This is a genomic window from Skermanella sp., from assembly GCF_059503625.1.
On record NZ_JCACHA010000643.1, the window covers coordinates 1 to 14,380 of the forward strand.

The following is a 14,380-nucleotide window of genomic DNA, read 5'->3' on the forward strand; positions in this document are numbered from 1 at the left end:
CCCTTGGCTCCGAACACCACGTCGTCGATCGTCAGCTTGTTCTCCAGCGGGAACTTGAAGGTCAGGCGGGCATTGGCCGAGCCGCCGACGGCGGACGGCTTCAGCCCCAGCTTGTCGGGGAAGCCGAGCGGCTTGTAGTTCAGCACCTCCAGCGCCGTCCGCAGCGGACCGGACAAGGGGGCGGCGATGTCGATGAACTGGTCCTTCTTGTCCAGACCGGTGATGACGACCTTCGACGGCCCGACCGCCATGTCCAGAAGCTTCCCGCCATCGGCATCGACGGTCAGCGTCGTGGCGGAGATACGGACAGTTCCGTCCACCCCGGTCACCTGCGGCAGTTCCTTGAAGTACTTGACCGATACTCCCTTGACGCGGATATCGGTATCCAGCGCCTGGAGGACGGAGTGTTCCGGACTATTCAGGTCGATCAGGGCCTGGAACTTGGCGCCGCCCTGATGGGCGTTGCCAGCGGACAGGTTGGCGGTGATCCAGTTCCGGGCGTTCGACCCCAGGCCCTGCGGCCAGTAGCGGTTCAGGTCGTCGATCGGCACGTTCTCGGCCCCTGCTTCCCCGGTGACCTCCAGCTTGCGGGCGCCCAGGTCCACCGCCGCGGCTTTCAGCGATACCTTGGGTCCTCCCAGATCCGCCTTGAAGTCGTCGATGGTGACGCGCTGGTTCGGGCCGCTGAACGACCCGGCAAGCTCGATCGAGGCCAGTTTCAGCGGTTCCGCATAGAATTCCGGCAGCGTCAGGATGCCGTCCCTGCCGGAAACCTTTACGGTGGCGTCGAGCGGCGTGAAGCTGCGGTCGAGCCGGACCTTGGCCGATCCGCCCAGCACCATCCCCAGCGCCGCCAGCCGGCGCAGTTCCGGCGCGCGGTCCGCCAACTCGGCCGGGGCGATATTGTCGAAACTCGTTTCGACCGAGGTGATGCCGTCGCTGCCCCGGAAGATCACGTCGGCGCGCAGCCGCGTGGTCCGCTTGCCGGTTTCCAGGTCCAGCCAGGCGTCGCCGCGCAGGCCGCCCTCGTTGCGGCGAAGCGCCAGATCGACGCGGGGAGCCCGCCAGACCTGGTGCGTCACCTGATCGTCCAGGATCAGCCGCGCGCCGTCGACACGCACCTCCGTCAGCCGGGAAAGCGGGCCGGGCTGGCTGCCGGGCGGCAGCTGAAGCGCCTTCAACACTTCCGCCGTCGGGTCGATATCGTCCTGCTCGACCGCCAGGTCTTCCGTCCTGACATCGACGTCGATGCCCCCCGCCGTACGCTGAAGACGCAGTTCGGGGCGTATGAGCCTCAGTACGGTCGGCTGGACATGGCCACGCAGAAGTTCCCGCATGTCGAAGCTGATGCCCAGCGCCGGCACCGCCGCGATCAGCGCCCCGCTGCGGCCACGCACCCGGACGTCGCGGGCGCGGATGTCGAAGGCGCGGAAGTTGAAGCTGCCCGGTTCCAGCTCCTGCGCCGAACCGCCCCAGTTCAGCACCGTATCGCCGATCTCGACCCGGACACCCGTCTCGGCGTCGTTGAGGGTCTGCTCGATCCAGGGCGTCAGGAAATCGACCTTCACCGGACCGGTGGAAAGCCGCCAGAAGAACAGCCCCGCCAGCACGACCAGCCCGATCAGGACGGCGCTGACCGCTTCGATCACGATCAGGAACGTCAGTCTTCCCGCTTTCCGGATCACGCCGAACGATCCGGTTCGGCCGCGCCCAGGGGGCCGGAGGGGACGGGATGGTTGACCTTCGTGCGATCCGCGCGCAGTCTCATCCACCCTTCAGTCAAGCAGTCAGTGCCGATCGTGTCCACTATCCCCGTTCCAGTCCCGTCTTCCCTCATCACGCCGCCCAGGCCGGCCGATCCGGCCGCCGTCCAAGTCGGACTGGAGCGCTTGGCCGAGCAGGCCGCGCGCTGTCCGGACCAGGAGGCCGCGACCTTCGCGCGGGAATATGTCGAGGACGCGGCAGGACGGACGCTGCTGGAAGCGGTGTTCGGCAACTCGCCCTTCCTGACGCAGGCGCTGATTTCGGACCTGCCCTTCGCCCGGCGCCTGTTCACCGATGGATACGACGCCGCGTTCGAGGCCGAGCTGGACGCGATCCGGACCGAACTGGCGGCGGAGCGCGACATGCCGCGCCTGATGGCCCGGCTGCGGGTAGCCAAGCGCCGGGTGGCCCTGCTGACCGCCGTCGCCGACATGGCCGGAGCGTGGGACCTTGCCCGGGTGACCGGCGCGCTCAGCCGGTTCGCGGAGACAGCGCTCCGCCTTGCCTGCGACCATCTGCTGGTCAAGGCCGCCGGGGCTGGTTCGCTCATCCTGCCCGATCCGGAAAATCCTTCCGTCGGGAGCGGTCTCATCATTCTGGCCATGGGCAAGTTCGGGGCGCGCGAGCTCAATTATTCCAGTGATATCGATCTGATCGTCCTATACGACGATCATGTCGTTCAGACCACCCAGCCGGACAACATGGCGCGAACCTTTGTCCGTCTCGCGCGCGATCTTGTCCGCATTATGGAGGAACGGACCCGGGACGGCTATGTCTTCCGTACGGATCTCCGTCTGCGCCCCGATCCGGGGGCGACGCCGCTCGCGGTATCGGTTTCGGCGGCCGAGGCGTATTACGGGAGCCTCGGCCAAAACTGGGAGCGGGCGGCCATGATCAAGGCCCGGGCCGTGGCGGGCGATCTGAATGCTGGCTGCACCTTCCTGCGCTTCCTGGTGCCGTTCATCTGGCGCCGCAGCCTGGACTTCGCGGCGATCCAGGACATCCACTCGATCAAGCGCCAGATCAACGCGCATCGCGGCTACAAGGCCGTTGCGGTCAATGGTCACAATGTAAAGTTGGGGCGGGGCGGCATCCGCGAGATCGAGTTCTTCGCCCAGACCCAGCAGCTAATCTTCGGCGGCCGCGACCCGACGCTCCGCACCTCCGGCACGGAGCCGAGCCTGCTGGCCCTGGTCGAGGCCGGACGGATCGACCGCAGCGTGGCGGACGAGCTGATCCAGGCCTACCGTTACCTCCGCACGGTCGAGCACCGCATCCAGATGAAGGAGGACCGCCAGACCCATTCCCTGCCGGCCGACGACGCCGGGGTCGCGGCGCTCGCCTTGTTCATGGGCTATGACGGGCCTGAGCCGTTCCGGACCGACCTGCTCGCGACCATGACCCTCGTGGAGGACCATTACGCCGCCCTGTTCGAGGAAGCGCCGCCCCTGGCCGGCACCGCGGGCAACCTCGTCTTCACCGGCACGGAAGACGATCCGGACACGCTGGAAACCCTGCGGAACATGGGCTTCGGCAACCCCGGCGCCGTCGCGTCGCATGTCCGCGGCTGGCACCATGGCCGCTACCGGGCGACCCGAAGCACGCGGGCGCGGGAGCTTTTGACGGAACTCGGGCCGGCGCTGCTCCAGGCGCTGGGCTCCACGCCGCATCCGGACGACGCCTTCAACCGGTTCGACGAGTTCCTCGCCCGGCTGCCGGCGGGGGTCCAGCTCTTCTCGATGTTCTACAGCAACCCAAACCTGCTGAACCTCGTGGCCGAGATCATGGGCACCGCGCCGCGCCTTGCCGAGGTGCTGAGCCGCAACCCCAACCGGCTCGACGCCGTGCTGACGCCGGGCTTCTTCGACGGGCTGCCCGACCGGCAATCGCTGGCCGAACAGCTCGACCTGCTGCTGGCCCAGGCACGGGATTTCGAGGACGTGCTGAACATCGCCCGGCGCTGGACCAACGACCAGATCCTCTGGGCCGGCATCCACATCCTCCGCAACATCACCGACGGCGAGCGCTGCGGGCCGTTCCTGTCCGACGTGGCCGATCTGGCGCTGGCGGCGCTGGAGCCGCGCGTCGCCGACGACTTCGCCCGCCGCCACGGCCGGTTCGACGGCCATTCCATGGCGATCCTGGCCTTGGGCAAGCTGGGCAGCCGGCAGATGACCCTGCGGTCCGACCTGGACCTCATCATGGTCTACGACGTGCCGCCCGGCATCGGGACCTCCGACGGACCCAAGCCGCTGGCGCCGAACGAGTATTTCATCCGCCTGACCCAGCGGACGATCAACGCCGTGACGGCCCCTACCGGCGAGGGCCGGCTGTACGACATCGACATGCGCCTGCGTCCCAGCGGCAAGTCCGGTCCTCTGGCGATCAGCCTCGAAGCGTTCACCCGCTACCAGCTCAACGACGCCTGGACGTGGGAGCACATGGCGCTGACCCGCGCCCGCGTGATCCATGGCCCGGCCGAACTGACGTCGCGCCTGAACGATGCGGTCCGCGAGATCCTGACCCGGCCGCGTGACCCCGACAAGCTGCTGCGCGACGTGGCGGAGATGCGCGTCCGGATCGACAAGGAGTTCGGCACCACCGACATCTGGGAAGTGAAATACGTCCGGGGCGGCACCATCGACGTCGAGTTCATCGCCCAGTACCTGATGCTCCGCTATGCCGCCGACCATCCGGAGATCCTCAGCAGCGACGCCGCCACGGCGTTGCGCGCCGCCGCCCAGGCCGGCGTGCTGGACGGGACGGTCGCGGAAGACCTGTGCAGCGCCCTGTCCCTGTGGCGGCGCATCCAGGGCTTCCTGCGCCTGACCACCGAGGGCAAGTTCGTCGCCGACAAGGCCCCGGCGGGCCTGCGCGAGGCCATGATCCGCGCCGCCTTTCCGGAGAGAGCCGAGGACCGGGATTTCGGCTTCGACGCGCTGGAACTGCTGGCGCGCGACATCGCGGCCAGGGCGTACCGGCATTTCACGGCGCTGGTGGACGAGCCGGCGGCGAAGCTGGGTCAGGCTACACCCGCTCCGTGATCCGCTGCTTCAGGTGGTCGCAAAGGCGCAACGCCAAGGCAACCAGCGTCAGCGTCGGGTTGATGTTGCTGCCGGTCGGGTAGACCGAGCTTCCGGCAACGTACAGGTTGTCAAGACCGTGGACTTTGCAATCGGCGTCCACCACGCCGGTCCGCTCGTCGTCGGACATCCGGGTCGTTCCCATCTGATGGTACCCGCCGACCATGGACGGGCTCCAGGAGGTCCCGCCTTCCCGCAACCATGGGTCGAACTGGAACAGCCCCAGCCCCAGCCGCGCCAGTTCGCCGCCCAGCAGCTTGCCCTGGACCTGGAGGGTCCGCTTGTCCAGCTCTCCCAGCCGCCAGTCCAGTACCGGCAGCCTTGAGTCGAGCGCGTCGCGCCGGTCCGACAGGGTGATCCTGCTGTCCGGGTTGGGCGCCTGTTCCGCCTGACACAGGAAATAGACCTGCTGCACGCCATCGGGCTTCGGCACCATGGGACGGTTATGGACCGCCCGCCGGTACAGGTTGTAGGCGGTGATGTCGGTTCCCTGGATCAGGTCCCACAATCCTTCCGCCAGCCGGTCGGGCACCCGTCCGGCCTCGATCGACTGGGCGAAGCGGCGCATCGTCGCCATCGACGTCTCGTCGGTCACGTATAGAAGCTGAAGCCGGGTGTTGAGGATCTGTTCGGCCTTCGTCTTTTCCGCCGGGACGGTGATGGAAGGGCAGAAGACGTGCTCGCCGAACCAGCCCGGCCGGAACATGTCGATCAGGTGGAATGGGTCGTTCGTCGCCAGGCTGCCGATCCGGTCGCGCGGATGCTCCATGAAGAAGCGGCCGACCACATCGCGCCGGTTGCCGATGCCGTGCGGCTCGATCCGGTCCGACGCCAGCATCAGCCGGGCATTCTCGATCGCGCCGCAGGCCAGCACGAATTGGCGCGCCTTGACGCTGGCCTTGTGGCCGTTGAAGGTCACCAACTCGACCGACTCGACCTTATGGGCTGCGGCGTCGCTGACGACTTCGGTGGCGTTGGCGTTCAGCAGAACGCGGATGTTCGGGGCCTTGCGCAGCTCTTCCCGGTAAACCTCGCCGAAACGGGTCGGCGTTGCGATCTCCCAGAAGTGGAACTTCAGCCGCGACTCGTCGAGGACGATGGGTTCGACGTTCAGCTTGTCCCAGATCTCGGCGTTCTTTCGCCTCGGGCCGAGCGAACAGATCGGTCTGGCCAAGTCGTACCAGGGCTCCAGCTCCTCGGGGCCGAACGGCCAGCCGCTGAACGGGACCCAGGAGCGCTGCTGGAAATCGATCGGCTGGAACTCGCCGCACCAGTTGTCCCAGTGGTTCGAACTGCCGCCGAAGAAGCGCAGCCGCGCTTCGTCCAGGCCGAAATAGGGCACGCCGACGCTCTCGCCCCGATAGAGCGCCTGGGTGGCGTCGTCGTATTCCATGTCGCCGCTTTCGATCACCAGCACGTCGATGCCGGTGCCGATCAGGCTGCGGGCCATGCTGATGCCGGCGGGGCCGGCGCCGACGATGCAGATGTCGGCTTCGAGGACGGAGCCGTCGTCCAGGCTGCGCAGATCGATGAACATGCCTGGGTCCCTTATGCCAGCGCCAGGGCGGAACAGGTGAGCGCCAGCGAACGGGGCAGGACCCAGCCATCGACCGTCACGACCTCGCCGTCCTCAAGGTCGAGCCGTGCGTGACGGGCGGTGTGGCCGCGCATGCCGGTTTCCCCGGCTTCCGCCAGCGAGACCTGCCACGCCCGGGCAGCGGATGCTTCCTCCGGATGAAGCTCCAGGTATGTCCGTCCCAGGGCACGCATGGCTTCCAGCGGGTCCCGTGCCGGGAATACCATCGGCAGGCCGGCCGTGGCGGCGGCCGTCACGGCGGCCAGAGACTTCAGGAAATGGCGTCTGCGCATTCGTATCGGCATCTTTCAGTGGTGTACCGGGAGATGGAGCGTCGAATTGGGCTCGACGTTACGGCGCAGCGCGGCGTTGACCCGGCTGGGTTTAGAGTTCACGAACAGGAAGACCGCGGCCGCATTGACGATGGGGATGACGATCAGCAGGGACATCCACCCAGGCCAGCCGGCCCGCCGGCAGATCTTCCAGCATCCCGGCAGCGGCGCCATGACCGCGCAGAACAGCAACAAGAGCAGACCCATCTGGAAGGCGTGAAATGAGATCATGTTGGCCCTTCTTCATGGTGCGCGGACGCCGTTCACGAGCGTCGGGCGATACCTGGTTCGTTCGACCGGGGGCTTTGCAGCAGCAGGATGAGGATGACGAATCCCAGATAAGGGATCAGAAGCAGCAGGGAGAGTGCCGGCGCATAACCCCAGCGACGGCACAATTGCCAGCACGGCGGGATGATCAGCGGCGCCATCAGCAGCCATCCCAATATCACGACGATAAGCATTGAGATAAAAGTTGACATGAATTTAGTTTATTCGAACCCACCCCTTTCTTGCAACGATGTCAGTTGTTCTAATGCCGAAGGCGTTCGGTGAATGGGGTGGACCACAACGTACTGCGACTTGCGCGGCACGTGACTTTAACGGAGTTCCACCGTGTAGCGCACGAAGCCGTCGGCGGTTGCGAAGCTGTCGTAAAGGCGGCGGGCCGCCGCATTGTCCGCGCGCGTCTGCCAGTAGACTTTTCGCCAGCCCTGCTCGCGGCCCTGGGCGATGAGATCCTCGATCAGGGCGCGGCCGGCGCCATGCCCCCGCACGTTGTGGGCGACGAACAGGTCTTCCAGGTAGCAGACCGGCGTCGCCGACCATGTTCCGGGGTGGAGCATCGCGACGGCGAAGCCGACGACCTTGTTCTTTCGCACCGCCAGCCGGGCGAAGATGCCGGACTTGGGATCGAGGATGCGGCGCCAAGTTTCCGCCGTGACCTCTTCGGGGACCATCGTCTCGTAGAAGCTGAGATAGCCGTTCCATAAGCAGCGCCAAGCCACTTCGTCAGCTGCCGTGGGGTCACGGATCTCGATCATTCCCGGCCCTTTTTCCAGGTTGCCTGTGCAAACCCCCTCTTTAGCCGATTTTCGTTGCCGATCACCCCCGCTTTTCGCCGCACGGGAGCAGGGCATAAGGGACAAAAGATGGCCGGTGAGACTTTGCATCCGCCTGCGTGTTTGAGTGAAGCTGTCGAGGAACGCCGCAAAAGGGGTCGAAACGCATGAGTAGCGGAAACGAGATGGTGGACCCCGCCCCGCACCCCCAAGCCGGCCCTCACGCGGAACAGTCTTCCGTTGCGGCGCTCGTCTTCGGCGCGATCGGGGTCGTCTTCGGCGATATCGGCACCAGTCCCCTCTATACCATGAAGGAAACCTTCGCCGGTCCGCATCCTCTGGAACTCGACCGCCTGCATGTCCTGGGCGTTCTGTCGCTGATCTTCTGGGCCGTCACCATCATCGTTTCGGTCAAATACGTCATCGTCATCATGCGGGCCGACAACCGGGGAGAGGGCGGCAGCCTGGCGCTGCTGGCCCTGCTCAACCGGGTGACTCAGGGCAAGCCGGGCGTTGCGGCGCTTGTCGGCATGCTCGGCGTCTTCGCCGCCGCCCTGTTCTACGGCGACAGCATGATAACGCCGGCCATCTCCGTGCTGTCCGCCGTGGAGGGGCTGGAGGTGGCTGCTCCGCAGCTCCATCCCGCCGTAGTCCCGCTGACCATCGCTATCCTGATCGCGCTGTTCGTGATCCAGAGCCACGGAACGGCGCGGATCGGGGTGTTCTTCGGTCCGGTCATGCTGCTGTGGTTCAGCACCCTGGCCGTGCTCGGCATCCTGAACATCGTCCAGGACCCGGACGTTTTGTGGGCGCTGAGCCCCCATTATGCCGCCGCCTTCATGATCGAGGACGGGCTGACCGCCTTCCTGGCGCTGGGCGCCGTCGTGCTGGCGGTGACGGGTGCGGAGGCGCTGTACACCGACATGGGCCATTTCGGCCGGCTGCCGATCCGGCTGGCCTGGTACCTGCTGGTGCTGCCGGCCCTGATGCTCAACTACTTCGGACAGGGCGCGCTGCTGCTGACGCACCCCGACAGCATCGTCAATCCGTTCTTCCACCTGGGGCCGGGCTGGGCCGGCATTCCCCTGGTGCTGCTCGCCACCACGGCTTCGGTCATCGCCTCGCAGGCTGTGATATCGGGCGCCTTCTCGGTGACCCGGCAGGCGATGCATCTGGGCTATCTGCCGCGCATGAGCATCGTCCATACCTCCGAGACCGAGATCGGACAGATCTACATCCCCGTCCTCAACTGGACCTTGGCCGTCTTCGTGCTGGCGCTGGTCCTGGGTTTCCAGACCTCGACCAACCTTGCCTCCGCCTATGGGGTGGCGGTGACCGGGACGATGGTGATCGATACCGTGCTGATAGCATTGGTCATGGTGCTGCTGTGGCAATGGCCCCGGCGCTACACCGTGCCGCTGGTCGTCTTCTTCCTGATCGTGGACCTGTCGTTCTTTATCGCCAATTCGACCAAGATCCTGCACGGCGGCTGGTTCCCGCTGACCATCGGGCTGGTCATCTTCCTTTTGCTGACCACCTGGAACCGGGGCCGCGCGCTGCTGAAGGCCGGCTTCGAGCACGATGCCGTCCCCGAAGCGGAGTTCTTCCAGAAGGTCGCGAAGGATGTCGTGCGGGTGCCGGGGACCGCGATCTTCCTGGCCAACGTGAGCGGCGGCGTGCCGCTGTCGCTGCTCAACAACCTGAAGCACAACCACGTCCTGCACGAACGCGTCATCCTGCTGAGCGTCATCATCGAGGAAGTCCCCTATGTCTCCCATGAACGCCGGGTCAGGGGCATCGACCTGAGCTGCAACTGCAACCGCGTGAACCTGCATTACGGCTATATGCAGTCGCCCAACATTCCCCGGACCCTGCGGGAGGCCCGCTACGACCAGCTCGGCTTCATCTACGAGCCGGCGACCGTCTCGTACTTCCTCAGCCGCAAGACCGTCATTCCCAGTGCCAAGCCCGGCATGCCGATCTGGCGGGAGAAGCTGTTCGCCTGGATGTTCCGAAGCTCCGCCAACCCGCTGGAGTTCTTCTGCCTGCCGTTCGACCGGGTCGTGGAACTGGGCGGACAGGTGGAGATCTGACGGTTTGCCTATGATCGGCGGGTAGGCCGAAAAGACGGCCGGGGCCGGTGCGACGGTTGCGGAACAGCCCTGTTGGTGGTCGTCCAGACATCTGGAATCGGCACCAAAAGGTTGTATCTGTGAATGAACTTTCAATCTAAACTTCCTCCCTCTTCCGTCGTCGAAACAAGCAAGCCCCGTCTTCTCGGCGTCCTCGGTCCGGGTCTGATCAGCGGCGCGTCGGACGACGATCCGACCGCCATCGCCACGTATTCCCAGGCGGGAGCCAAGTTCGGCTATGCGCTATGCTGGCTGCTGCCGCTGGTCTTTCCGCTGATGGTCGTGGTCCAGCAGGTCAGCGCCCGGATCGGGCGGACGACAGGGAACGGACTTGCCGGCAATATCCGCCGCCACTATCCGCCCTGGCTGCTCAATGCCTTCGTGGGGCTTCTGCTGATCGCGAACACGATCCAGCTTTCCGCCGACCTCGGCATCATGGGCGACGCCCTGGCGATGCTGATCGGTGGACCTAGACTGCTGTATGTCGTGCTGTTCGGCGTCCTATGCGTCGGGTTGCAGGTCTTCATGCGGTACACGCGCTACGTCTCCATCCTCAAATGGACCACGCTGTCGCTGCTGGCCTATGTCGCGACCGTCCTGCTGGCCGACGTGTCGTGGGGCGACGTCGCGGCGGGAATGGTCCCGGCGGTATACGATGCCGACCGGATAACCATGATCGTCGCGATCTTCGGGGCGGCGATCAGCCCCTTCCTGTTCTTCTGGCAGTCGAGCCAGGAGGCGGAGGACCAGCGCGTCAAGCCGGAGCGCGAGCCCTTGATCCACGCGCCCCATCAGGCTCCGCAAGCCATAAGGCGCATCCAGCTGGATACCTATGTCGGCATGGCGGTCGCGACCTTCGTCGGACTGTCGATCATGATCACCGCGGCGGCGACCCTGAACGCCGGCGGCATCACCGAGATCCGCACCTCCGCCGATGCCGCCGAGGCCCTGCGTCCGGCCGCCGGTCCGCTGGCGATGGCCGTGTTCTCGCTGGGCATCGTCGGTACCGGCCTGCTTGCGGTCCCGATCCTGGCCGGATCGGCCGCCTACGCGATCGGCGAAGCCCGCCACTGGCCGGTCGGCCTCAGCCGCGGCCCGCTGGAGGCCAAGGCCTTCTACGGCACCGTAGCCTTCGCGACGCTGATCGGCATCGGCATCAACTTCGTCGGCATCGATCCGATGCAGGCGCTGTTCTGGAGCGCCGTGATCAACGGCGTCGTCGCCGTGCCCGTGATGGCGGTGATGATGCTGATGGCGTCGAAGCCGGAGGTCATGGGCGAGCATACGATCCCGGCGTCGCTCCGGATCGTCGGCTGGATCGCCGTCGCGATCATGGTGTTGGGCGTCATCGCGATGGCTGCGACGTCCTTGACCTAGAAGACAGATGTCTTCGCGATCGGGACGGTAATCTTCAAGACGACCGGCGTGGAGCACTACCCGATATGCCGGCCGGATACATGTACTGTAGCGAACTGTGCTCGACCCCAATTGCGCCGTCCCGCCGGACGGTTTAATGTAATTGGTAGAACGAACAAAAATACCGAACGAATACAAGGGATTGCGACCGCCGCCCAGGTGGTCCGGGACAGGAGGATTTCCGTGGTTCAGCTTACCGTAAATGGAAAAATGCACGAGGTCGACGCCGAACCGGACACCCCGCTGCTGTGGGTGATCCGTGAGCAGATCGGCCTTACCGGCACCAAGTTCGGCTGCGGCATCGCCCAGTGCGGCGCCTGCACCGTGCATCTGGACGGGGTCGCCACCCGGTCCTGCGTGACCCCGCTCAGCGCCGTCACTGCCGATCAGAAGATCGTCACGATCGAAGGGCTGTCGCCCGACAGCAGCCATCCGGTGCAGAAGGCCTGGGCGGCGCTGGACGTGCCGCAATGCGGCTACTGTCAATCCGGCCAGATCATGGCCGCCGTGGCGCTGCTCCAGTCGAACCCCAACCCGACGGACGACGACATCAACACCGAGATGAGCAACATCTGCCGCTGCGGCACCTACAACCGCATCCGCGCCGCGATCAAGATGGCCGCCGGCGACACCGGCGAAGCAACCCGCGGCTGACGCGAAGGATTGAGGATAACCATGACCACCATGCTCAAGACCTCGCGCCGCGGCTTCCTGGCGGGTTCGGCCGCCGCTGCCGGCGGCTTCATGCTGGGATTCCACATCCCTTTCACGGCAGCCGAAGCAGCCACTCCGGCGACCGGCGCCGCCGTCCCCGAACTCAACGCCTGGGTGGTGGTGAAGCCCGACGACACCGTCGTCATCCGCATCGCCCGCGTCGAGATGGGGCAGGGCACGCTGACCGGCCTTGCCCAGCTCGTCGCGGAGGAGCTGGACTGCGACTGGTCGCGCGTCACGACCGAGTACCCGACCCCCGGACAGAACGTCGCGCGCAACCGCGTCTGGGGCAACTTCCAGACGGCGGGCAGCCGGGGCATCCGCGACTCGCAGGACTATGTCCGCAAGGGCGGCGCCGCCGCCAAGCAGATGCTGATCCAAGCCGCCGCCAACGAGTGGAAGGTGCAGGCCTCCGAGTGCACCGTCGACAAGGGCGTCATCAGCCATGCCGCGTCCGGCAAGACGACGACCTACGGCAAGGTGGCGATGGCGGCGGCACAGCTTCAGCCGCCCACCGATATCCAGCTCAAGGACCCGAAGGACTGGAAGATCGCGGGAAAGCCGCTTCCCCGGCTGGATACCGCCGAGAAGCTGAACGGCGCCCAGGTCTATTCGATCGACATGAAGCTGCCGGGCATGCTGAACGCGGCGATCCGCGAATGCCCGGTCTTCGGCGGCAAGGTCAGGAGCTTCGACGCCAAGGCGGTCGAGACGATGCCCGGCGTCAGACAAGTCGTCGCGGTCGGCGACACCGCCGTGGCCGTGGTGGCGGATACGTGGTGGCGCGCCAAGACGGCGCTCGACGCTCTGCCGGTCGAGTGGGACGAAGGCCCCAATGCCGGCCTGTCGAGCGAGCAGATCGCGGCCACCCTGAAGGAGGGCCTGGACGCGACCGAAGCCTTTATCGGCAACCAGGCAGGCGACATCAAGGCGTCGCTCGCCAAGCCGGGCGCCCGGAAGGTCGACGCGGTCTACAGCTATCCCTATCAGCACCATGTCACCATGGAGCCGATGAACGCGACGGCGCTGTTCTCCGGCGACCGTTGCGAGGTCTGGACCGCGACCCAGAACGCGGAGGCCGCCCTTGCCACCGCATCGACCGCCGCGGGCCTGCCGATCCCGCAATGCGAGGTCTACCGCCTGCACCTGGGCGGCGGGTTCGGCCGCCGGTCGTCCAGCCACGACTATGTCAGGCATGCCGTCCTGATCGCCAAGCAGATGCCCGGCACGCCGGTCAAGCTGCTCTGGTCGCGCGAGGAGGACATGCTGCACGGGCGCTACCACCCGATCACCCAGTGCAAGCTGACCGGAGCGCTGGACGCGGAGGGCAACCTGGACGGCCTGCACATGCGGATTTCCGGCCAGTCGATCCTGGCCAACATCAACCCGCAGGGGCTTCAGAACGGCAAGGACCCGGCGACCTTCCAGGGCCTCAACCCGACCGGGACCGAAGGCGTGTTCGGCTACACCGTGCCGAACCTGCTGATCGACCACGCGATGCGGAACCCGCCCGTACCGCCGGGGTTCTGGCGCGGCGTCAACAACAACCAGAACGCCATCTACCTTGAGTGCTTCGTGGACGAGCTGGCCCATGCCGCCGGCAAGGACCCGCTGGAGTTCCGCCGCAAGCTGCTGGTGAACCACCCGAAGCATCTGGCCGTGCTGAACGCGGTCGCCGAGAAGGCCGGCTGGGGCACGCCCGCCCCGGAAGGCGTCTATCGCGGCCTGTCCCAGCACATGGGCTACGGCAGCTACGTGGCGGCCTGCGCCGAGGTGTCGGTCAGCGACAGCGGCGACCTGAAGATCCACCGGATCGTCGCGGCGACCGACTGCGGCCATGCGGTCAACCCGCAGCAGATCGCGGCGCAGGTCGAGGGCTCCTTCGTTTACGGGCTGACGGCGCTGCTCTACGGCGAGATCACGCTGAAGGACGGACGGGTCCAGCAGGAGAACTTCGACACCTACCAGATGATGCGGATGGACCAGATGCCAGCGGTCGAGACCATCGTCCTCCCATCCGGCGGGTTCTGGGGCGGCGTCGGCGAGCCGACGATCTTCGTGGCGGCTCCTGCCGTTCTCAATGCTATCTTCGCCGCGACCGGCAAGCGCATCCGGTCGGTTCCGCTGGCCAACGCGGATTTGCGCAAGGCCTGATGGGGAAGGATCGCCCATGGAGTTGAGAACAGTCTTTGCCGCGATGCTCCTGTTCTTAAGCGGGCCGGCCTTGGCGCAGCAGCCGGCCCCGCTCCCGCTTGCCAAGGAGCCTCCGGGGGCGTCCTCCTGCTCCGGCTGCCATGGCCGGAGC

At 66.2% G+C, this 14,380-nt stretch carries 11 protein-coding genes; 5 read left to right on the plus strand and 6 right to left on the minus strand.

The annotated features are described in order from the left end of the window. Nucleotides 1-1,685, minus strand: a 1,685-nt coding sequence (locus tag AC5JJ6_RS19450) for a YhdP family protein (protein WP_496043641.1), incomplete at its 3' end; no start/stop codon positions are given. Between the two features lie 114 nt (nucleotides 1,686-1,799). Between AC5JJ6_RS19450 and AC5JJ6_RS19455 the strand changes: the two genes are divergently transcribed. Next, the gene (locus AC5JJ6_RS19455; RefSeq protein ID WP_496043642.1) at nucleotides 1,800-4,808 is read left to right on the plus strand and encodes a bifunctional [glutamine synthetase] adenylyltransferase/[glutamine synthetase]-adenylyl-L-tyrosine phosphorylase; all 3,009 of its coding nucleotides are present in this window, start codon (nucleotides 1,800-1,802) and stop codon (nucleotides 4,806-4,808) included. Here the strand turns inward: AC5JJ6_RS19455 and AC5JJ6_RS19460 are convergent. From AC5JJ6_RS19460 to AC5JJ6_RS19480, 5 genes are all read right to left on the minus strand, one after another. Continuing rightward, on the minus strand, nucleotides 4,792-6,384 hold the full coding sequence (locus tag AC5JJ6_RS19460; RefSeq protein ID WP_496043643.1) for an FAD-dependent oxidoreductase: 1,593 nt from the start codon (nucleotides 6,382-6,384) through the stop codon (nucleotides 4,792-4,794). The genes AC5JJ6_RS19455 and AC5JJ6_RS19460 overlap by 17 nt on opposite strands. Before the next feature lie 11 nt (nucleotides 6,385-6,395). Next, nucleotides 6,396-6,716 (minus strand): twin-arginine translocation signal domain-containing protein, encoded by a 321-nt coding sequence (locus AC5JJ6_RS19465; RefSeq protein ID WP_496043644.1) that lies wholly within the window; start codon nucleotides 6,714-6,716, stop codon nucleotides 6,396-6,398. Nucleotides 6,717-6,731: 15 nt separating this feature from the next. Next, on the minus strand, nucleotides 6,732-6,986 hold the full coding sequence (locus AC5JJ6_RS19470; RefSeq protein WP_496043645.1) for a hypothetical protein: 255 nt from the start codon (nucleotides 6,984-6,986) through the stop codon (nucleotides 6,732-6,734). Nucleotides 6,987-7,018: 32 nt separating this feature from the next. Then, nucleotides 7,019-7,183 (minus strand): hypothetical protein, encoded by a 165-nt coding sequence (locus tag AC5JJ6_RS19475; protein ID WP_157599358.1) that lies wholly within the window; start codon nucleotides 7,181-7,183, stop codon nucleotides 7,019-7,021. 168 nt (nucleotides 7,184-7,351) lie between these two features. Beyond that, entirely contained in the window at nucleotides 7,352-7,795 is a 444-nt protein-coding gene (locus AC5JJ6_RS19480) for a GNAT family N-acetyltransferase (RefSeq protein ID WP_496043646.1), read from the minus strand. Between the two features lie 185 nt (nucleotides 7,796-7,980). Between AC5JJ6_RS19480 and AC5JJ6_RS19485 the strand changes: the two genes are divergently transcribed. The 4 genes from AC5JJ6_RS19485 to AC5JJ6_RS19500 all read left to right on the plus strand — a co-directional run bounded on the left by AC5JJ6_RS19485 (nucleotide 7,981) and on the right by AC5JJ6_RS19500 (nucleotide 14,229). After that, entirely contained in the window at nucleotides 7,981-9,906 is a 1,926-nt protein-coding gene (locus AC5JJ6_RS19485) for a potassium transporter Kup (protein WP_496043647.1), read from the plus strand. A 123-nt stretch (nucleotides 9,907-10,029) separates the two neighbouring features. Next, nucleotides 10,030-11,322 carry an NRAMP family divalent metal transporter gene (locus AC5JJ6_RS19490; RefSeq protein WP_496043648.1) on the plus strand — a complete coding sequence of 431 codons (1,293 nt, stop codon included), beginning with the start codon at nucleotides 10,030-10,032 and terminating at the stop codon, nucleotides 11,320-11,322. Nucleotides 11,323-11,544: 222 nt separating this feature from the next. After that, nucleotides 11,545-12,015 (plus strand): (2Fe-2S)-binding protein, encoded by a 471-nt coding sequence (locus AC5JJ6_RS19495; protein ID WP_496043649.1) that lies wholly within the window; start codon nucleotides 11,545-11,547, stop codon nucleotides 12,013-12,015. Nucleotides 12,016-12,036: 21 nt separating this feature from the next. After that, complete coding sequence (locus tag AC5JJ6_RS19500; protein ID WP_496043650.1) at nucleotides 12,037-14,229, plus strand: xanthine dehydrogenase family protein molybdopterin-binding subunit; 2,193 nt, start codon at nucleotides 12,037-12,039, stop codon at nucleotides 14,227-14,229. Nucleotides 14,230-14,380 lie beyond the last annotated feature (151 nt).

What these genes read in the sequence shown, in the direction of transcription:
- AC5JJ6_RS19460 (WP_496043643.1), bottom strand. Translation starts at nt 6,384, where the DNA reads ATGTTCATCGATCTGCGCAGCCTGGACGACGGCTCCGTCCTCGAAGCC.
- AC5JJ6_RS19465 (WP_496043644.1), bottom strand. Translation starts at nt 6,716, where the DNA reads ATGCGCAGACGCCATTTCCTGAAGTCTCTGGCCGCCGTGACGGCCGCC.
- AC5JJ6_RS19470 (WP_496043645.1), bottom strand. Translation starts at nt 6,986, where the DNA reads ATGATCTCATTTCACGCCTTCCAGATGGGTCTGCTCTTGTTGCTGTTC.
- AC5JJ6_RS19475 (WP_157599358.1), bottom strand. Translation starts at nt 7,183, where the DNA reads ATGGCGCCGCTGATCATCCCGCCGTGCTGGCAATTGTGCCGTCGCTGG.
- AC5JJ6_RS19480 (WP_496043646.1), bottom strand. Translation starts at nt 7,795, where the DNA reads ATGATCGAGATCCGTGACCCCACGGCAGCTGACGAAGTGGCTTGGCGC.
- AC5JJ6_RS19485 (WP_496043647.1), top strand. Translation starts at nt 7,981, where the DNA reads ATGAGTAGCGGAAACGAGATGGTGGACCCCGCCCCGCACCCCCAAGCC.
- AC5JJ6_RS19490 (WP_496043648.1), top strand. Translation starts at nt 10,030, where the DNA reads ATGAACTTTCAATCTAAACTTCCTCCCTCTTCCGTCGTCGAAACAAGC.
- AC5JJ6_RS19500 (WP_496043650.1), top strand. Translation starts at nt 12,037, where the DNA reads ATGACCACCATGCTCAAGACCTCGCGCCGCGGCTTCCTGGCGGGTTCG.